The sequence below is a fragment of the Olsenella sp. An188 genome, from assembly GCF_002160255.1.
Taxonomy (GTDB): domain Bacteria; phylum Actinomycetota; class Coriobacteriia; order Coriobacteriales; family Atopobiaceae; genus Thermophilibacter; species Thermophilibacter avistercoris.
Genome location: NZ_NFKF01000008.1, coordinates 69,154 through 87,819, shown reverse-complemented (window position 1 = coordinate 87,819; position 18,666 = coordinate 69,154). Strand labels below are relative to the sequence as shown.

Here is an 18,666-nt window from a genome sequence, read left to right as displayed (position 1 = left end):
ACTGCCATAACCCCGAGTTCTTAAGCGCCCGGCGCTCGGCGCACCCACCAGCGGAAGTCCCATGCGGCCAGGTCGAACTCCTGGAAGCGCGACGACTCCCCGCTCACGAGGTCGACGTACTCGTCCTCCCCGGGCATCCAGAGGTGCTTCTCGCCGTCCGAGAAGTTGAAGACCGCGCTGAGCTCGCGTCCGCCCGCGCGCCGCACGATCCACAGGATGGCCTGGTCGCCGTAGTCGACCACGTGGGCCTGCGCGTCCGCGTCGAACAGCTCGTCGCCTCGCCGCACGGCCTCCAGGCGCGAGAGCGCGCCGAAGATCTGCGCCGCGACGCTGCCCTTCTCGCCCACCTGATCGACGAGCGACCAGTCGAAGCGCCCGCGGTGGACGTAGCGCGAGTCGTCGGCGCGCTCCGGGTCGTCCTTATAGGCGTAGTCGTTGACCTGGCCCACCTCGTCGCCGCTGTAGATGATCGGCAGGCCCGACTGCGTGAGCAGGTAGGCGTGGAGCATGACGTCCTTGCGGACGGCCACCTCCATCGCCGCCTCGTCGCCCTCGAAGCCGGCCGCCTCCACGCCGCACATGGATGCCGTGGTCGCGCAGAAGCGCGCGTCGCCGGTCACGGGGTCGGCGTTGTAGAGCTCACCGCGCGAGACGCTGCCGGGCTCGAGGCCCTGGAAGTAGGAGTTGAGGTAGGCCTTGTGCGGGACCTCCTCCATGCCCCAGCGGCGCAGCGCGTCGTAGTCCAGGCCCCAGCCGATGTCGTCGTGGCAGCGCAGGTAGTTGAGGAAGGTGTACTCGCGCGGCAGGTCGCAGACGGTCGCGAGCTGCTCGCGCAGCAGGCGCGTGTCGCGGCAGGCCACGGTGTGCCAGGTGGTCGCCATCGTCGTGACGTTGTAGAGCATGTGGCACTCGGGCCTGTCCGGCGTGCCGAAGTAGGGAACCACCTCCGCCGGCGCCATGACCACCTCGCCCAGAAGCACGATGCCCGGGCACACCACCTCGGCGATCATGCGCATCATGCGCACGATGGTGTGGACCTGCGGCAGGTTGCGGCAGTTGGTCCCGAGCTGCTTCCAGATGTAGGGAACGGCGTCCAGGCGGATGATGTCGATGCCCTGGTTGGCCAGGTAGAGGAAGTTGTACATCATCTCGTTGAAGACGCGCGGGTTCTTGTAGTTGAGGTCCCACTGGTAGGGGTAGAACTGCGTCATCACGTGCTTGCCGAGCTCCGGCAGGTAGGTGAAGTGACCGGGCGCCGTGGTGGGGAAGACCTGGGGCACGTCGCGGGAGTAGCGCTCCATCGCGCCCTGGTCGTCCGTGATGAAGTAGCGGCTCATGTACTCGCCCTCGCCGGCGCGGGCGCGGCGGGCCCACTCGTGCTCGTCGGAGGTGTGGTTCATGACGAAGTCCATGCACAGGCTGATGCCGCGCTCGTGGCAGCGCTCGGCCAGGCGGGCGAGGTCGTCCATCGTCCCGAGCTCGGGCTTGACGGCGCGAAAGTCGCGTACCGCGTAGCCGCCGTCGGAGCGGCTGCGGTCGGCGGGCGTGTCCAAAAACGGCATCAGGTGCAGGTAGTTGACGTTGCAGCGCTCGATGTAGTCGAGCCGGTCCTCCACGCCGGGGATGGTCCCGGCGAAGTTGTCTATGTAGAGCTGCATGCCGAGAAGGTCGCGGCGCCGGTACCACGCGCCGGCGGCCTCGCGCTCGGCGTCGAGGCGCTTGAGCGGCTCGGGGCGCCGCTCAAAGAAGGCGTGCAACTGCTCGCAGAGCTCGGCGAACATCGAGCCGTTGTCGTAGAGCTCCATGTAGAGCCAGCGCAGCTCGTCGTGGTGGCGGTCGATCCTTCGCTGGAAGACGGCGTCAGACTTGGCGCGCGCGGCGGCGCGCGCGAGCGGCTGGCGGCGCGCGGGGGCGGGCTTCCTCGTCTTTGTCATGGTTCCTCCCTCATGTCTCTTGGCTGCGTACATGGTAGGGTCGTCGGGCCCGCGCGGGCCCGGAAATCCCCCCGAGCGTGTCGATTGAGGGGTGGGAGCGTTCTCACACGCTCTGGGCGGGGGCGGCGGCGCGCGGGTCGGGGAGACCTCCGGCGAGTTGCGGGGGGCTCCGCGCCAGCAAGGTTTTTCGCCGTGTGCCGCCATTCCGGGCTCGGGTTGACAACCGATGCCGTCATCGCCTCGACGAGGCGGGAGTGGCGCTTTCAGGTGGGGTCTTCCAAGAAGGTGTGGTCCCTTCCCCTCATGGGGTCCCTTCCCGCAAAGAAGGTCAAGGTTCTTGCGAGTCTTGATAAGGATGACGGTGACGAAGCGCTTGACGTCTTCGTCGACCTCCTCGAGGGGCTCTGCCCCGGACTGACCGACGAGCTCACGCTCGATGAGCTGCAGCAGGTCATGGTCGGCTGGCAGGAGGCCTCCGGCATCACGGCGGGGGGGGGGGAATCTCGGCCCTCCTCCGACTAATCGACGAGCACGGAGGGGCGCTCGAGTACGACCTCATGACAAGGTGCTCCGGGACGACCCTTGAGGACGTCCCGGAGCACCTCTCCTGGCGGGCCCTGCGCTCGTTCGTGGGTCATCTCGACGCGGGGAGCGAGCTTGTGAGCGAGCTCTCGCCCGAGAACGCCCACTGGCAGGGCGATTCCAGGATTGCGATGCTTCTGGCTGACGTGTTCGATCAGCTCTCTTGGCTGCGCTACGAGTTTGCGTGCGCGAACACGCCAAAGGGAAAGTCTCGGCCCAAGAGACCGAGGCCCTACCCGAGACCGGGCGTGAAGGCCCAAGACGAAAGCGTGGGCAGAAAGCCCATCCCCGTCAGCGAGTTCGATGCCTGGTGGGACGGGGGAAAGGCTTAGCCCTGCTGGGTGCCATCCTTCGGAACGAGCAGGTAGCCATAAGCGCCTGCCCACCGAGCGACATCTGTGAGGGAGGGGAGGGTCGCCTGCGAGGAGTTTCCCACCGAAGTGGGGAGAGTGGAAGTCTTGCTGGGGGTTGGCTTGGCTGTCTCATTCTTCATTCGATCCTGAACGAGCTTGGCAAAGCCGACATAGTCCGCTGGATTATCTCGATCAGAATCACAACAAATCAAGATACGAAGATACTTTCCAGCGCGATCACGATAGACCATTCTAAGCGTGTTGACGTGAGACTCAACATCGCTTCGAATTTCGTCGACATGTCCCTGTCCAAGTAGTTTCTCAACATCGGCTTGCGGGGGTAGGACGCCCTCGTTGTTCTCGCCAGCGTCGAGGGTGCTGTTTCGAAGATAGAGGTTCGACGATTTGGTAAAAGTGCCAGCGGAAATGCCAACTATTTGATCGTAGGGAACGATTCCGTAAATCTTCTTCCTGTTCTAGGTGCGAATTACAATTTCCTCGGAGTCAAGCTCAAGAAAGCTAGGGGCAACAACGTGCTCAACGAGGCGTGGAACGGAATCGTCTCCGCTGTCTCGGGTGGCAACGAACAAGTTATGGCGCTTCTCGGCGATCTTCCCGGCAAGATCCTGGGGGTGTTCTCCGGAGCGGGGTCATGGCTGCTTGAGGCAGGACGAAGCATCATCAATGGCCTTCTCGACGGACTTAAGGCCGCGTTCAACGGCGTCATGGACTTCATTGGCGGCATAGGCGACTGGATCATCTCCCACAAGGGACCGCTTACCTACGACAAGCGGATGCTGCTTCCTGCCGGCAAGGCGATCATGGGCGGCCTCGCCGACGGCATTGCGCAGTCGAAGCTATGTTGGTCCGAAATGATGGCACGTTCCAGCAAGTGCCGTCGTACGGATGCCTCGGTGCTCCCGGTGAGAAATCCATTGGCTCGGGCCAATGCCCAGGCGACCGAGATTCTCGGCGCGTTTCGACGGGAGACGCGTTCGGTCTTTGGGGTATAACGAACCCAAGGAAGCCCACGAGTCGAGGAGGCAGCCATGAACGAGGTCATCGAGGCCATGAGGAAGCGCCGCAGCGTGCGCGCCTACACCGAGGAGGTGCCGTCGGACGAGCTCGTCGAGAGGGTGGTCGACGCCGGGCTCTGGGCGGCGAGCGGCCGCGGGCGCCAGTCTCCCATCGTGCTCGCGGTGACCGACCGCGCCCTGCGCGACCGCCTCTCGGCCATGAACGCGCGCATCATGGGCGCGCCCGAGGGGACCGACCCGTTCTACGGGGCGCCCGTGGTCCTTGTGGTGCTGGCGGACCGCAGCGTGCCCACCCACGTCTATGACGGCTCGCTCGTGATGGGCAACCTCATGCTCGCCGCGCACGAGCTGGGGCTGGGCAGCTGCTGGATCCACCGCGCCCGCGAGGAGTTCGACACCCCGGAGGGCCGCCAGATCCTGGCCGACCTGGGCGTCGAGGGCGACTACGAGGGCGTCGGCCACTGCATCCTGGGCTATGCCGCCGAGGTGCCCGAGCCCAAGCCGCGCCGAGAGGGCCGTCTGGTCTGGGCCCGCTAGGGGCGCCCGCGGCCGCGTTCTTCTCGCCTTTGCCGAGAAGAACCTCGCGGCCGGCACGTTCCCCACGGTACGTGCAGGTTCCGGTCGCTTTGGCTAGGGAAACCGTCCGCAACCTGCATGTTCGAGGGATACGTGCAGATTGCGGTCGCTTCGGGTCTCAAAACCGTCCGCAACCTGCACGTTTGAGGGGTGCGTGCAGCTTGCGGACGCTTCCGGGCTATATACCGTCCGCAACCTGCATGTTCGAGGGGTACGTGCAGATTGCGGTCGCTTTCGCCCGGTGCCGCCGCCCCGCCGCCCCGCGCGTTCTTCTCGCCGCCGCGCCCTGCCGCTGTGCTAGCCTTGCTAGTGCCTCGCAGAAGTCGACCGAGAGAGACGTGACATGGACCTCAGCCAAGCCATAGAGTGCGCGAACGCCTTCGTCTTCCCGGGCTTTCTCACCGACGACGCGTCGCTTTCCGCGGAGCGCGCCAGAAACGAGGAGGCCCTCGGCGTCCTGCGCGCGGCGTGGGCGGACGCGCCGGCCGGCCGGGAGCCCTTCTCCTTTGACCTCGTGCGCTCGCTCGCGGACCGCAACCGCGACGTCTGCGACCGCTTTGGCATCGAGAAGCTGCGCGACGTCTCTGCCTCAAGCCTCGCGCGCGGCCTCTCCAACCAGGACCTCATCCACGCCGTGGCCGTGCTGCAGCATCGCACGGACGCCGAGGTCACGGCGCTTGCCGGCCCCGACGCGCGCGACCTCAACGTGGCCTGGGTCGACGCGCCGGTCTCCGGCATGGTGGTGGGCATCGACATCGAGACCACCGACCGCGACCCGGCGCGCGGCTACATCATCAACGTCGGCCTCGAGTTCATGACCATCGGCCCGGACGCCAAGCCGCACGACCCGTTTGCCGGCTACTTCGGCCTGCCCGAGATGTACGCCGAGAAGGGCGTGCCGCTGGCGGACATCCACAAGATCCAATGGAGCGACCTCGAGGGCAAGCGCCCCTTCCGCGAGGACAGGCAGGTCCAGGAGGCGCTTCTCGCCACGATGTGCGCCTACCCGTTCATGGCGCACAACGCCGCCTTCGAGGACTCGTGGTTCATGCTGCACATCGACGGCTACGCGGAGGCCCGCAAGGCCGGCCGCGTGGTGCCGATCGACTCGCGCGACATCTGCCGGCGCGTGGACCCCGAGACGCGCACGCTACCGCACGAGCAGCGCCCCGCCTCGCTCGAGAGCTGGGCGCGCCGCCGCGGCACGCTCAAGGCGGGCGAGTCCGAGCGCCACCTCGGCCTCGACGACGTGGAGCTCATGCTGGCCACGGTCCAGGCGGAGTTCACGGCGCGCAACATGCTGTAGGGCCTGCCGGCGAGAAGTGCTAGGCTAGTCGGTCGCAACAGACGACCGAAGGAGTCAGCATGACCAAGACTGACGAGAGGGACGCGGCCGCCGGCCTCGTGGAGTTTCTCCGCGCCTGCCCGACGGCCTTCCACGCCGTGGACCAGATCCGCCGGCGCCTTGACGCAGCCGGCTTTGCCTACCTGAGCGAGGGCGCCGCGTGGGACGTGCGCGCCGGCGGCAGCTACTACACCGTGCGCAACAACTCGAGCGTGGTGGCCTGGAAGGTGGGCGCCGATGTGGACCCGACCGCCGCGCCGCACCACTTCCAGATGTGCGCCGCGCACGGCGACTCGCCCAGCTACAAGGTGAAGGCGGTGCCGGAGCTGGCGGGCCCGGGCGAGTACCTGCGCCTGGACGTCGAGGGCTACGGCGGCATGCTCGACCACACCTGGCTCGACCGACCGCTCGGCGTGGCCGGCCGCGCGCTCGTGCGCGTGGGCGCGCGCGTGGAGAGTCGCCTGGTGGACGTGCGCGAGGACGTCTGCCTCATCCCGAGCCTCGCGATCCACTTCGACCGCGAGCGGGGGCTCGCGCCCAGGCTCAACCGTGCCGTCGACCTCTGCCCGCTCTTCTCGGCCGGCGCGCTCGAGCGCGGGGCGTTCGCGCGGGTGGTGGCCGAGGCGGCCGGGTGCGCGGTGGAGGACCTGCTGGGCTACGACCTGTTCCTCGTGGCGCACGAGGAGCCGCGCGTATGGGGCGTGGCCGGGGAGTTCGTCTCCGGCGGGCACATCGACGACCTGCAGTGCGCCTACGCGGCGCTCCGCGCGTTTCTCGCCACGGACAACGCGCGGGACGTGAGCGTCTTTGCGTGCTTCGACAACGAGGAGGTGGGCTCGCTCACCAAGCAGGGCGCGAGCTCCACGCTGCTGGCGGACGCGCTCGCGCGCGTGAGCGCGGGCCTGGGGGCCACGGACGAGGCGCACCGCCGCGCGCTGGCGGCCTCGATGCTTCTGAGCTGCGACAACGCGCACGCCGTCCACCCCAACCACGCCGCGGAGTGCGACGAGGCCAACCGCTGCGCGCTGAACGGCGGCCTCGTGGTCAAGGAGTCGGCCAACCAGCTCTACTGCACGGACGCCTTCAGCCGCGCGGCGCTCGTGGCCGTCCTGGAGCGCGCGGGCGTGCCGTACCAGGTGTTTGCCAACCGCAGCGACAAGCGCGGCGGGTCGACCCTCGGCAACCTCTCGAACGCGCAGGTCAGCGTGCACGCCGTGGACGTGGGCTGCCCGCAGCTGGCCATGCACTCCGTCTTCGAGACCGCCGGCGCGCGCGACACCGCGCTCGCGATCGACGCGCTAGCGGCCTTCTACGAGACGGACCTGGTCATCGACGGCGCGGACTCGGTGGAGCTGCGCTAGACCAGCCCGGACTGCCGGCGCCGGCCCCTTTTGTAGGCGCCAAACGACACTTCTGGCGAGAAAAACGTCGCTTCGCGCCTACAAATCAGAACTGTAGGCGCCAAACGACACTCCTGCGCCCCAAAGTGTCGCTTCGCGCCTACAAAAGCGGGCCGGGAGCCGAGGTCCCCGACCCGCCGGTCCTTCTCGCCGTGGAGCGGCCCTGTACCTACTCGTCGCCGAAGCTGATGCCGAGGGCGCGCGCCTCGCGGACGAGGTCGCTCTTGGGGTCGACGTACTTGAGCTTGCCGGCGACCTCCTTGAGCGGCACCCGCGTCATCTTGCCGTTGACCTGGGCGATCATGACGCCGAACTTGCCCTTGAGGCACGCAAGGCCCGCCTCGACGCCGCACTGCGTGGCGAAGATGCGGTCCTGGGCGTCCGGGTCGCCGCCGCGCTGGGTGTGGCCGGGGATGGCGACGCGGATCTCGCGGCCGGTGCGCCGGTCGATCTCCGCCGCGATGTCGTAGGCGATCGAGGGCGTGGTGCGCGCGGCCACGAGCTTCTTGTACTCCTTCTTGGAGAGCGCGGCCTCCTCCTTGGAGATGGCGCCCTCGGCCACGACCACGATCGTGAAGCGCGAGCCCGCCTTGTCGCGCTCCTCGATGACGCGGCAGACGTTGTCCATGTCGTAGGGGATCTCGGGGATGAGGATGACGTCGGCGCCGCCGGCCACGCCCGCGTACAGCGGGATCCAGCCGACCTTGTGGCCCATGATCTCGATCACGAAGACGCGGCCGTGCGAGTTGGCGGTCGTGTGGATCTCGTCGATGCAGCGCGTGGCCACCTCGACGGAGCTCGCGAAGCCGAAGGTCATGTCCGTGCCCCAGGTGTCGTTGTCGATGGTCTTGGGCAGGGCGATGACGTTGAGGCCCTCCTCGGAGAGGCGGTTGGCGGTCTTGGTGGAGCCGTTGCCGCCGAGCATGAAGAGGCAGTCGAGCTTGAGCTTGGCGTAGGTGTGCTTCATGGCCTCGACCTTGTTGACTCCGTCGGCCTCGGGCGTGTCGAGGAGCTTGAAGGGGGTGCGGCTCGTGCCGAGGATGGTGCCGCCCACCGTGAGCAGGCCGGAGAAGTCGCGGTTGTCCATCAGGCGGAAGCGCTCGTAGATGAGGCCCTGGTAGCCGTCTTCGAAGCCGTAGACCTCGACGGGCTCGCCCGCGTTGCGGTAGATGGTCTTGACGATGCCGCGCATGGTGGCGTTGAGCGCCTGGCAGTCGCCGCCGCTCGTGAGGAGTCCGATTCTCAGCATGGGTGTCCCTTCCTCGTGGAGTCACAGATAGACAAAGTATGCGCCTCCCCCGGCCGCCGGGGCACTCTTCTCCGCAAACGGTACCGATGCCGGCGCTTGCGTCTCCCCGCGGGGCGGGGCGGCCCGCTCCGCCCGGGCCGCCTGCCGGCCGCTCCGCCCGGTCCGACTGTCGCCAACGGTTAAGACTTTTCCCGGGTGCGGGCCCGCGCGGCGTCCTTTGGGGCCGCCCGCGCTTCTCGCCGCCCCCGTCCTGCCCGAAACGGGGTGCGATTGGGTGCGATGTTTGATGCCCGAGGCGCCCCCTGCGGCCGTGACTCCGCTCCCGTTGCCTTGCGGTCCGACGTTTTCCCAGCTCAGAGCCTTGAGGGCGAGAAGAGCTAACGTGTAGGCACTTCTTTATATAAAGAATGCCACCCAATCGCGCCCCCGCCGTGGCAGCGGGAGCGCGGTGCCGGGCGCCCCCGCGGGCCCTGGCGCGCCGGATGGGCTACACTTGGGCCCGTTGCGGGGCGCCGGAGCGCCGGATCGCGGAGGGGGAGCCATGACGCCGGAGCAGAGACGTGAGGTCGACGAGGCCGTCGCCGCGGGGCGGCGCGCGCTCGCGAGCCTCGAGGAGGCATCCGAGGCGCTCGAGAGCGCGGGCAGGTGGGGCGTCGCCGACATCTTCCTGGGTGGCGGCCTCACGAGCGCCTTCAAGCACGTGCGCATCAGCAAGGCGCAGACGGCGCTCGGGGAGGCGAGGGCGTACCTGCGCGCCTTCCTTCGCGAGCTCGACGACGTGAGCGGCGTCGACGACCTGCGCGTCAGGATAGGCACGCTCGCCACCGCCGTCGACATCTTCGTGGACAACCCGCTCGTGGACATCTACGTCCAGCGCCAGATCGACGACGCCCAGGACGACGTGGCCGCCGCGATCGCCGCCACGCGCACGGTGCTTGCGCGCCTCGAGGCGGCCCGGTAGGCGCCGCGCCCCAGCCACCGCCCACCGACGCGAGGTTCTTCTCGGCGCTTTAGTTGCCTAAACTCACTGTTGTCCGTGGGCCGAAGGAAGGGGCAGCGCATGAGCAGGAAGCAGGACATCCTCACCGCGCCACACGAGCGGATCGAGCAGGTCCAGCTCGAGGGCATCAAGAAGACCGTCGTGGCGTGCTACGAGAACGTGCCGTTCTACCACAAGAGCTTCGACGAGGCGGGCTTTGACCCGTACTCCGTGCGCTCCCTGGACGACCTGCGGCGCGCCCCCTTCGTGACCAAGCAGGACCTGCGCGACAACTACCCCTACGGGATGTTTGCCACTCCGCTCTCCGCCGTGAAGGAGATCCACATGTCCTCCGGCACCACCGGCGTGGCGACCGTGGGCGGCTACACCGAGCACGACCTCGAGATCTGGGGCGAGTGCTTTGCCCGCGGCATCATCTACGCGGGGGGCGACGAGAGCGACGTCGTGCACGTCTGCTACGGCTACGGCCTGTTCACCGGCGGCCTGGGCGCGCACTACGGCGGCCTGTGGATGGACTCGACCGTGATCCCCATGTCCGCCGGCAACACCGAGCGCCAGATCCGCGTGCTCAAGGAGATGGGCTCGACGATCATCTGCTGCACGCCGAGCTACGCCATGCACATCGCCGACACCGCCATCGAGATGGGGCTCGACCCCACGCGCGACTTCCACCTGCGCGCGGGCATCCACGGCGCCGAGCCCTTCTCCGACAACTTCCGCCGCGACCTCGAGCGCAAGCTGGGCTACCACGTGCTCGACGTCTACGGGCTCACCGAGACGATGGGCCCGGGAGTGGCCATCGAGTGCTGGGAGCAGGACGGCCTGCACCTGGCCGAGGACCACTTCTACGCGGAGATCATCGACCCCAACACCGGCGAGGTGCTGCCCGACGGCGAGTGGGGCGAGCTCGTGCTCACCACGATCGACCGCGAGGCGTCGCCGGTGGTGCGCTACCGCACGCGCGACATCACGCGCATCCTGCCGGGCGAGTGCGCCTGCGGCCGGACGCACCGGCGCATCGACCGCATCCACGGGCGCACCGACGACATGCTCATCATCCGCGGCGTCAACGTCTTCCCGAGCCAGATCGAGGACGTCATGAAGACGTTCCCGCAGGTCTCCTCCTGGTACCAGATCGAGATCGACACCGACCAGCGCTCGCTCGACCTCGTCACGCTCAAGGCCGAGGTCAACCCCGACTTCGACTTCGACGCCGTCTCGGCCATCGAGCGGCTGCAGAAGGAGATCTCCGCGCGCCTCAAGACCGCGCTCTCGGTGGGCGTGCGCGTCCGCCTCGTGGAGCCCAAGACCATCGCGCGCAGCGAGGGCAAGGCAAAGCGCATCGTCGACCTCAGGAAGGGGACCAAGTGATGATCGAGCAGATTACCGTCTTTCTTGAGAACGAGAAGGGCCGCCTCGCGGCGCTGTGCCGCTGCCTGGGGAACGCCAACATCAACATGGCCGCGCTCTCCGTGGCCGACACCACCGACTACGGCGTGGTGCGCATCATCTGCAGCGACACCCACGCGGCGCTCGACGCGCTCGACGCTGGCGGCTATCGCGCGATCATCACCAAGGTGATGGCCATCGCCGTCCCGCACCGCCCCGGGGGCTCCGCCGACCTGCTCGAGAAGCTCGACGATCTCGACCTCAACATCGAGTACGGGTATTGCTTCTCCACGGCAGACGAGACGGCCATCATGGCGCTCAAGATCTCCGACCCCGCCGCCGCGGCCGCTGCGACCTGGGCGATCGAGGCCGCGGGCTTCCACGTGTACGACCAGCGCGACCTCGAGTAGGCGCCGTCGCGTCGCGCGTGTCCGCAAAGAGGGGTCTGCCATACAAGGCGTGTATGGCAGACCCCTCTACTATGTATTTTACCGGTGGTCTGCCTCGTCCTACCATAGGCCGTGGCAAGCGACGTCATTGGAGGCACGGAATGATACTTGGCATGGGCGTTCCCGAGATTGCGATCATCCTTCTCGTGGTCCTGGTCATCTTTGGGCCGAAGAACCTGCCCAAGCTGGGGTCGGCCATCGGCAAGACGGTCAAGAACGTGCGCGAGGGCATGGAGGACGGCGTCGACGAGACGCCGGAGGCCGAGCCGGCGGTCGCGCGCTTCTCCGATGACGACGACGCCGTCAGTTAGCCTCCCGAACCCAGCCTTTCCTCCCTTCGCCCCCGGACCCTTTCCCGCCGGGGGCGCTTTTTTGTGCAATTTGGCCCTTCGATCCATGAACGGGCGGGTCCGCTGTGCAGTTTTGCCTCTCGGGACATGCGTTTTTGATGCTCTGACGGAGACGCGTCGACGTTTGCCCAGGAAAGAAAATCAAAGCTCAAAACAAATGAGCCTCACGAGGCAAAAATCCATGGACTGAGAGGCAAAACTGCACAGCGGACCCCGGGTTTCATGGACTGAAGGGCCAAACTGCACGCGCCTGGCCTACGCGAGCTCGCCGAGAAGCGCGACGGCGCGCTCCGCGAGCGGGGAGAGCGACCGGTCGGCCTTCCAGATGACCGCGGCGCGCGTCTCGAGCGCCTTCTCGGCGACGGTCTTGATGAAGCACGGCCCGGTGTCGCAGACGGCGAGCAGCGAGCGCGGGACAAGGCCCACTCCGAGGCCCGCCGCGGCGCACGAGCAGGTCGTCCGCTCGTCCTCGGTGAGGCAGAAGGGGGCGGGGAGGCCCGGGCAGGCGCGCGCGAGCGCAGACGAGGTGCGCCGGTCGCAGACGATGGGGGAGCCGGCGAGCTCGCCCGCCTCGACGGAGAGCTCGCCGCCCGTCTCGAGCTCGGGTGGCATGACGGCCACGAACGGCTCGGCGGGCGCGTAGCGGCAGCGCAGGCCCTGGGTCGGGAACGGCGTGCGGACCACCCCGACCTCAACGATGCCGCTCGCGACGAGCTCGATCACCTCGGGGACCGACCCCTCGCGCACCTCGAGGGAGACGTCCGCGTGGCGACGGGCGAGCTCCGCGAGCCGCGCGCTCGGCGCGAGCCCGGCGACGCCGCCGCAGACCGCGAGGCCGAGCGTCCCGGTGAGGCCGCGGCCCACGCTGGAGACCTCGCGCGCCGTGGCGGTGGCCATGGCCAGGATGCGCCGGGCGCGGTCGTAGAGGAGCCGGCCCGCCTCCGTGAGTGTGACGCCTCGCGGTCCCCGGCGGACGAGCTGCGTCCCGAGCTCTCGCTCGAGCTGGGCGAGCTCGTAGGAGAGCGGCGGCTGCGAGATGTGCAGGCGCCGGGCGGCCGCGGTGATCTGGCCCTCCTCGGCGATGGCGACGAAGTACTCGAGCTGCTTGAGATTCAAGGGCCCTCCCTCGAGACGCTTTGCGATAGCAAGATTGTATGGCAGCCGCCGTCGGCGCGCCCTTAAGCAAACGTTAGGAACTGCCGGCCGTCCACCGCGTATCCTTGAGGCGAAGGGAGGCGCGATGGGAGAGCGCGTACTGGTGGTGGACGACGAGCCCGAGATCTGCGAGCTCGTGGCCGTCTACCTGGAGGCGGAGGGATTTGCCGTGGAGTGCCTGCACGACGGCGCCGCGGCGCTCGCGCGCGTCGCGGACGAGGCTGCCCCGGCCGTCGACCTGGCCATCCTCGACGTGATGCTGCCCGGCGCAAGCGGGCTCGACGTCTGCCGCGCCATCAGGCGCCGCCACGGCTACCCGGTCATCATGCTCACGGCGCGCGGCGAGCAGGCCGACAAGATCGCGGGGCTCTCGCTCGGCGCGGACGACTACGTGACCAAGCCCTTCCTGCCGCTCGAGCTCGTCGCGCGCGTGAAGGCTCAGCTCAGGCGCTACACCACCTACAACTCCCTCGAACCCGGCGCGCGGCGCGAGGGCGAGGTGCTCACCTGCCGGGCCCTCACGCTCGACGTCCCCGCCCACGAGGCGACGCTCAACGACCGGCCGCTCTCGCTCACCCCCACGGAGTTCTCCCTGCTGAGGGAGCTCCTCGAGGCGGACGGCGCCGTGGTCTCGGCGCGCGAGCTCTACCAGCGCATCTTTGGCGACGCCTACTACGAGAAGGGCTCCGGCTCCATCACCGTGCACGTGCGCCACCTTCGGGAGAAGATGGGGGACTCCTTCGAGGACCCCAAGTACATCAGGACCGTCTGGGGATTGGGATACAAGATTGAGCGATAGGGATGGCGAGAAGAGCCCGCGGCTCGCAGGCTCGCTGCGCACGGTCGGGATCGCGGCCACCGCGGTCCTTCTGGCCGTCGTGGCCTACAACGTGCTCGTGAACTTCGTCGACGTGGCGCTGAACGGCGCCTTCATCGACTGGGTCTCGGGCCAGGTGCTGAACGTCCACAACCTGAACGAGTTCGGGGTCTCGGCCGAGGTCGCGCTCGACATCGTCGGAACGCGCTACCTCTTCTTCCAGCTCGGGCTCTTCGGCGCGGCACTGGTCGTGGCCACGGGCCTCGCCTCCGCGCGCGTCTCCCGGCGTCGCGCCGAGCGCGAGCAGCGTGCGCGCGCGGCCGAGCTGCTGCGCGCGTTTCTCGCCCACGACCTGGACGCCGCCGAGGCGTTCCCGGCCGGGTGGGAGGAGCTCGCGCTCGTGGCGGCCGAGGCCAAGCGCGCCGCGGCCGACCAGGAGCGTCGCCTCGAGGACGAGTCCGCCCGAAGGAGCGACCTCATCACCTACCTCGCCCACGACCTCAAGACGCCGCTCACCTCGGTGATCGGCTACCTCTCGCTGATCGACGAGGTGCCCGAGATGCCCGAGCCCCAGCGCCTCCGCTACGTGGGCGTGGCGCTCGACAAGGCGCTGCGCCTCGAGCGCCTGGTGAACGAGTTCTTCGACATCACGCGCTACAACCTCACGCACATCGAGCTCGAGCTGGTCCCGGTCGACCTGGCGTTTCTCCTGGCGCAGGTGGCCGACGAGTTCTACCCGGCGCTCGCCGCGCACGGCAACGTGGCGCGCGTCGAGGTGGAGGGGACGGCGCGCACGGCCGAGGACCCCGGGGAGCCGCTCGTGGTCGAGGCGGACGCGGCCCGGCTCGCGCGCGTCTTTGGCAACCTCATCAAGAACGCGATCGCCTACAGCGACGAGGGCACCCCGGTCGAGCTCTCCGCGCGCCGCGAGGGGGAGGGCGTCGTGGTGGAGGTCTCCGACACGGGCGCCACGATCCCCTCCCACAAGCTGCGCTCGATCTTCGACAAGTTCTACCGCCTCGACGAGTCGCGCGGCTCGGCCACGGGCGGCGCGGGCCTCGGCCTGGCCATCGCGCGCGAGATCGTGGGGCTGCACGGCGGGACCATCTCTGCCGCGAGCGAGGCGGGCCGCACGACCTTCACCGTGACGCTCCCGACGCCCGGGCCCGGGCGGGGGTAGCGCCTCGGCCGCGTCCTACGGACCGGGGCGAGAAGGGCGTCGGGTGCGCCACCCGCGCCCGCCGCCGAGCGCCGCTCTCACGCGGAGAGCTCCCAGAGGTTCGCGCACTGCCCCAGCACGCGCCCGAGGTCCCACGTGCGCCCGCTGCGCTCTGCGCTGTTGGGGTCGCGCACCACGACCTCGCCGTCGTCGGCGAGCCCGGCGAGCACGATGAAGTGGCCCGTGGTGGTGAAGTCCCCCGGCCGCACGCTGCAGATCACGGGGTGGCCGGCGAGAAGGGCGGCGCGCACGCTGCCCTCGTCGGCGGGGAGCTCCTCGGAGGTGAGCCCCAGCTCGGCGGCGCCCTCGCTCATGAGCGTCCATGTGCTCATGCCGTCCGAGACGTAGCCGCCGCGCTCCGCGAAGGCCGCCATCTCGACGGGGCCCATGTCGTCGCGTCCGGTGAGGGCCACGTAGGCCATGGCGAGCGCCGTGGGCCCGCAGCCGTTCTCGCGGATGGTGCCCCCGGCGTACGGGGAGTCGGCCCACGCGGGGTCGGTCTGGTAGAGGTGGGGCACCTCGCCGGCGCGCCACTCCGAGCGCGGGGTCGAGGCCGCCGCCTCGCCCGCGGACGACGCGGTCGCACCCGGGGCGGCGTGGCAGAGCGCGACGGCGGACGCGCCCACGACGAGCGCGACGAGGACGCAGGCGAGCAGCAGGGCCGGGGTCCTTCTCGCCCTGCGGCGACGGGTGTAGCGCCTGGGGGCGATCCTCACGTTTGGCATGGTTCCTCCTCGCATCGGTGGCGCTGCCAAGGATGCGCGCGGCCCCCATAACGCCGCATGAACCGGCCCTTAACGTTCTCCTAATCTTTGTGGATAGATTTGTAGTGCTTTTGTCAAGTGTGTTTCCGCGAACGGCTAAGTTGGGTATAACGAGCGTGTTGGCAAACAGAAAGGAGGGAAGGCATGACCAAGATCAAGGACATGGACAGGCGTCAGCGCAAGGTGCTCGACGCGTGCCACAACGGCTGGTTCATGGGCGGCGAGTATCGCGCGCTCGTGGGCGGTCACGAGCGGCGCTTCTGGGCGGACAGCCAGCGCATCCTGTTCAACGACGTCGACCAGTGGTTCTCCTCCCACGAGCAGAACCACGCGGACTCGCCGCTGCTCGTCAAGTGCGTGCGCGCGGCGTAAGGCGCGAAGCACATCCCAGAAGGGGAGGAGGAGCCTGCGGGCTCCTTTTTTTGTGCCGGCGCGGCACGGGCGCGCTACATCTCGGTCGCGTGCTCGAGCATGAGGGCGAGGATGACGGCCAGGCCGCGGCGCAGGCTGTCCTTCTCGATCCACTCCTCGCGCGTGTGGAGCAGGTCTCCCACCACGGTGCCCACGGTGTGGGCGGGGATGCCGAGCGAGAAGGGGATGTTGGCGTCGGTCGAGGACTCGTGGTGCTCGGGCGTGACGCCGCCCAGGTCGCGGATGATGCGGTCGGTGCGGGCGATGAGACCTTCCTGGCCGTCCGGAACCACCTCGCCGGAGGCCGGCCGGCGCCCGATGAGCTTGGCGTCGATGCGGGTGTGCTCGCGCAGGTGCTCCTCCACGAGCACCACGAACTTGCCGTACATCTCCTCGAGGCACTCCTCCGAGCTCGAGCGGTACTCCACGAGCACGCTCGCCTCCTCGGCGATGGAGTTGACCGTCGTGCCGCCCACGAAGCGCCCCACGTTGACGGTGGTCTTGGCGCGCGTGGGCAGCTCGAGCGCGTAGAGGTCCTCGATGAAGGAGCAGAGCGCCTCGATCGCGTTGTCACGCCCGAAGTTCTCCCAGGAGTGGCCGCCCTCGGTGTGGCAGATCACGCGCCAGCGGTGGCTGCCCACCGCGTGCGTGACGTGCGTTCCGAGGTAGAGGTCGAAGCTCGTGAACTCGGCCACGCGCCCCGCGTAGTGGGAGAAGAGCTCGCGCGTGCCGGCGAGGTTGCCGAGCCCCTCCTCGCACGAGTTGGCCACCACCAGGATCGGCCGGTCGAGCGCGGGGCGGTGGCGCAGGAACCAGCGCGCGGCCATGAGCAGGCCCACGAGGTTGGCGGTGTCGTCGCCCACGCCGGGGGCCAGAAGGCGCGTTGCGCTCTCCGCGAGCGGCAGCGCGTCGGTGTCCGGGAAGACCACGTCGGTGTGGGCGGCAAAGACCGCGAGGCCCCCGTCGCCGGGCGTCCCCGGGCCCGCCGGGAGGTTCAGGATGACGTTCTTGGCGCCGTCGACGCGCACCGAGCCCACCGGGGCGCCCTGCGCGAGCAGCCAGTCGCGGACAAACTCCGCGCGACGCTCCTCGTGGCCGGACGGGGCCGGTATCTGGGCGAGCGCCCGCAGCAGCTCGAGCTCCTCCTCGTAGGCCTCGTCGGCGTAGGCGGTCGCGATGTGGCGGGTCTTCTCGTTCATGGTCGCTCCCTCGGCGGCGTGCAGCTGCCACGAGCTTAGCGCATGGGGCCGCGGGCGAGAAGCGCGGCGCGCACGGTCCTTCTCGCCGACAGGTGGGCACCGTGCGCGGAAAACCGGGCGAGAAGGACCCCGCGCGCTCGCATACTTCTGACGGCGCGCGGCCGCGCGTCAGCGCAACCCAAGGGGGTCACACATGGCAGTCAACCGCTTCGTCCTGAACAACATCTCCTACCACGGCGCCGGCGCGATCAAGGAGATCCCCGGCGAGCTCGAGCGCCGCGGCTACAAGAAGGCCTTCGTCTGCTCCGACCCCGACCTCGTGAAGTTCGGCGTGGTCTCCAAGGTCACCGACCTCCTCGACGAGGCGGGCATCGCCTGGGAGCTCTACTCCGAGATCAAGCCCAACCCCACGATCAAGAACGTCCAGGACGGCGTGGCCGCCTACCAGGCCTCGGGTGCCGACTGCATCGTCACCATCGGCGGCGGCTCCTCGATGGACACCGCCAAGGGCATCGGCATCATCGTCGCCAACCCCGAGTTCGCCGACGTCGTCTCGCTCGAGGGCGTGGCTCCCACCAAGAAGCACGCCGTCTTCACCGTGGCCGTTCCCACCACCGCCGGCACCGCGGCCGAGGTCACGATCAACTACGTCATCACCGACCCCGAGAAGGTCCGCAAGTTCGTGTGCGTGGACGTCAACGACATCCCCGACGTGGCCGTCGTCGACCCCGACATGATGGCGAGCATGCCCGCCGGCCTCACCGCCGCCACCGGCATGGACGCGCTCACGCACGCCATCGAGGGCTACACCACCAAGGGCGCCTGGGAGCTCTCCGACATGTTCCACCTCAAGGCCATCGAGATCATCTCCAAGAACCTGCGCGCCGCCGTCGCCGAGGCCAAGAGCGGCGAGCCCGGCGCCGGCCGCGAGGGCATGGCGCTCGGCCAGTACGTCGCGGGCATGGGCTTCTCCAACGTGGGCCTCGGCATCGACCACGCCATGGCGCACACCCTCTCCGCGCACTACGACACCCCGCACGGCGTGGCCTGCGCCATGCTGCTGCCGGTGGCGATGGAGTATAACAAGCCGGTCGTGGCCGAGCGCCTGGCCGACGTGGCGCGCGCCATGGGCGTCGACACCGCGGGCATGAGCGTCGACGAGGCCGCCGACGCCGCCATCGCCGCGGTGCGCCAGCTCTCCGCCGACGTGGACATCAAGCCCACCTGCGACGGCCTGGTCGAGGCCGACCTCGACCAGCTCGCTGAGGACGCGCTCGCCGACGCCTGCTTCCCGGGCAACCCGCGCGACGCCGACCACGCCGCGGTCGTGGAGCTCTTCCGCAAGGTCATGGCGTAGCGTCCTCTCCGCCGCCGTGGGCCCCGTCCCTCTCGCACGCAGGCTGCTTCGCGCTTTGCGCTCAGAAAGCCTGCTTGGCG

19 protein-coding genes are annotated in these 18,666 nt (G+C 68.8%); 14 read left to right on the top strand and 5 right to left on the bottom strand.

Annotated elements, in window-relative coordinates; genetic code table 11:
- Positions 1–20: 20 nt before the first annotated feature.
- Entirely contained in the window at positions 21–1,934 is a 1,914-nt protein-coding gene (locus B5F23_RS08850) for an alpha-amylase family protein (protein WP_087353946.1), read from the bottom strand.
- Positions 1,935–2,201: 267 nt separating this feature from the next.
- On the opposite strand from B5F23_RS08850, the gene B5F23_RS08845 reads away from it, so the two are divergent.
- The 6 genes from B5F23_RS08845 (at position 2,202) to B5F23_RS08820 (ending at position 7,188) form a co-directional block, all read left to right on the top strand.
- Positions 2,202–2,456, top strand: a complete 255-nt coding sequence (locus B5F23_RS08845) for a hypothetical protein (protein WP_143786397.1) — start codon at positions 2,202–2,204, stop codon at positions 2,454–2,456.
- Positions 2,457–2,491: 35 nt separating this feature from the next.
- Complete coding sequence (locus tag B5F23_RS08840) at positions 2,492–2,848, top strand: hypothetical protein (RefSeq protein WP_087353940.1); 357 nt, start codon at positions 2,492–2,494, stop codon at positions 2,846–2,848.
- A gap of 554 nt (positions 2,849–3,402) precedes the next feature.
- Positions 3,403–3,882 carry a phage tail protein gene (locus B5F23_RS08835; protein ID WP_087353937.1) on the top strand — a complete coding sequence of 160 codons (480 nt, stop codon included), beginning with the start codon at positions 3,403–3,405 and terminating at the stop codon, positions 3,880–3,882.
- A 36-nt stretch (positions 3,883–3,918) separates the two neighbouring features.
- On the top strand, positions 3,919–4,443 hold the full coding sequence (locus tag B5F23_RS08830; RefSeq protein WP_087353934.1) for a nitroreductase family protein: 525 nt from the start codon (positions 3,919–3,921) through the stop codon (positions 4,441–4,443).
- A 382-nt stretch (positions 4,444–4,825) separates the two neighbouring features.
- Positions 4,826–5,788: a 3'-5' exonuclease gene (locus tag B5F23_RS08825; protein ID WP_087353931.1), complete on the top strand. Its 963-nt coding sequence runs from the start codon at positions 4,826–4,828 to the stop codon at positions 5,786–5,788.
- Between the two features lie 59 nt (positions 5,789–5,847).
- Positions 5,848–7,188, top strand: a complete 1,341-nt coding sequence (locus B5F23_RS08820; RefSeq protein WP_087353928.1) for a M18 family aminopeptidase — start codon at positions 5,848–5,850, stop codon at positions 7,186–7,188.
- A gap of 208 nt (positions 7,189–7,396) precedes the next feature.
- Here B5F23_RS08820 and B5F23_RS08815 read toward each other — a convergent pair whose 3' ends face one another.
- On the bottom strand, positions 7,397–8,476 hold the full coding sequence (locus B5F23_RS08815) for a 6-phosphofructokinase (RefSeq protein ID WP_087353925.1): 1,080 nt from the start codon (positions 8,474–8,476) through the stop codon (positions 7,397–7,399).
- Positions 8,477–9,017: 541 nt separating this feature from the next.
- Between B5F23_RS08815 and B5F23_RS08810 the strand changes: the two genes are divergently transcribed.
- The 4 genes from B5F23_RS08810 to B5F23_RS08795 all read left to right on the top strand — a co-directional run bounded on the left by B5F23_RS08810 (position 9,018) and on the right by B5F23_RS08795 (position 11,625).
- Entirely contained in the window at positions 9,018–9,437 is a 420-nt protein-coding gene (locus B5F23_RS08810; RefSeq protein ID WP_087353921.1) for a hypothetical protein, read from the top strand.
- 99 nt (positions 9,438–9,536) lie between these two features.
- Entirely contained in the window at positions 9,537–10,847 is a 1,311-nt protein-coding gene (locus tag B5F23_RS08805) for a phenylacetate--CoA ligase family protein (RefSeq protein ID WP_087353918.1), read from the top strand.
- Positions 10,847–11,275, top strand: coding sequence for an amino acid-binding protein (locus B5F23_RS08800; RefSeq protein ID WP_087353915.1), 429 nt, complete (start codon positions 10,847–10,849; stop codon positions 11,273–11,275). Before B5F23_RS08805 ends, B5F23_RS08800 begins: the two co-directional genes overlap by 1 nt.
- Before the next feature lie 140 nt (positions 11,276–11,415).
- Positions 11,416–11,625: a Sec-independent protein translocase subunit TatA/TatB gene (locus tag B5F23_RS08795; protein ID WP_087353912.1), complete on the top strand. Its 210-nt coding sequence runs from the start codon at positions 11,416–11,418 to the stop codon at positions 11,623–11,625.
- Positions 11,626–11,919: 294 nt separating this feature from the next.
- On the opposite strand, the gene B5F23_RS08790 is transcribed toward B5F23_RS08795, so the two are convergent.
- Complete coding sequence (locus tag B5F23_RS08790) at positions 11,920–12,780, bottom strand: LysR family transcriptional regulator (protein ID WP_087353910.1); 861 nt, start codon at positions 12,778–12,780, stop codon at positions 11,920–11,922.
- A gap of 124 nt (positions 12,781–12,904) precedes the next feature.
- Between B5F23_RS08790 and B5F23_RS08785 the strand changes: the two genes are divergently transcribed.
- Together B5F23_RS08785 and B5F23_RS08780 are read left to right on the top strand one after the other, a co-directional pair.
- Positions 12,905–13,618: a response regulator transcription factor gene (locus B5F23_RS08785; RefSeq protein ID WP_087353907.1), complete on the top strand. Its 714-nt coding sequence runs from the start codon at positions 12,905–12,907 to the stop codon at positions 13,616–13,618.
- On the top strand, positions 13,608–14,816 hold the full coding sequence (locus B5F23_RS08780) for a sensor histidine kinase (protein ID WP_206392346.1): 1,209 nt from the start codon (positions 13,608–13,610) through the stop codon (positions 14,814–14,816). Before B5F23_RS08785 ends, B5F23_RS08780 begins: the two co-directional genes overlap by 11 nt.
- A gap of 77 nt (positions 14,817–14,893) precedes the next feature.
- On the opposite strand, the gene B5F23_RS08775 is transcribed toward B5F23_RS08780, so the two are convergent.
- Entirely contained in the window at positions 14,894–15,580 is a 687-nt protein-coding gene (locus tag B5F23_RS08775) for a C39 family peptidase (RefSeq protein WP_206392345.1), read from the bottom strand.
- A gap of 183 nt (positions 15,581–15,763) precedes the next feature.
- On the opposite strand from B5F23_RS08775, the gene B5F23_RS08770 reads away from it, so the two are divergent.
- Positions 15,764–15,991, top strand: coding sequence for a hypothetical protein (locus tag B5F23_RS08770; RefSeq protein WP_087353901.1), 228 nt, complete (start codon positions 15,764–15,766; stop codon positions 15,989–15,991).
- A gap of 74 nt (positions 15,992–16,065) precedes the next feature.
- Here the strand turns inward: B5F23_RS08770 and B5F23_RS08765 are convergent, their stop codons facing one another.
- Entirely contained in the window at positions 16,066–17,229 is a 1,164-nt protein-coding gene (locus tag B5F23_RS08765) for a M20/M25/M40 family metallo-hydrolase (protein WP_087353899.1), read from the bottom strand.
- A 193-nt stretch (positions 17,230–17,422) separates the two neighbouring features.
- Between B5F23_RS08765 and fucO the strand changes: the two genes are divergently transcribed.
- A complete protein-coding gene (fucO, locus tag B5F23_RS08760) occupies positions 17,423–18,586 on the top strand; it encodes a lactaldehyde reductase (RefSeq protein ID WP_087353896.1) in 1,164 nt (387 codons plus the stop codon).
- Positions 18,587–18,666: the final 80 nt, after the last annotated feature.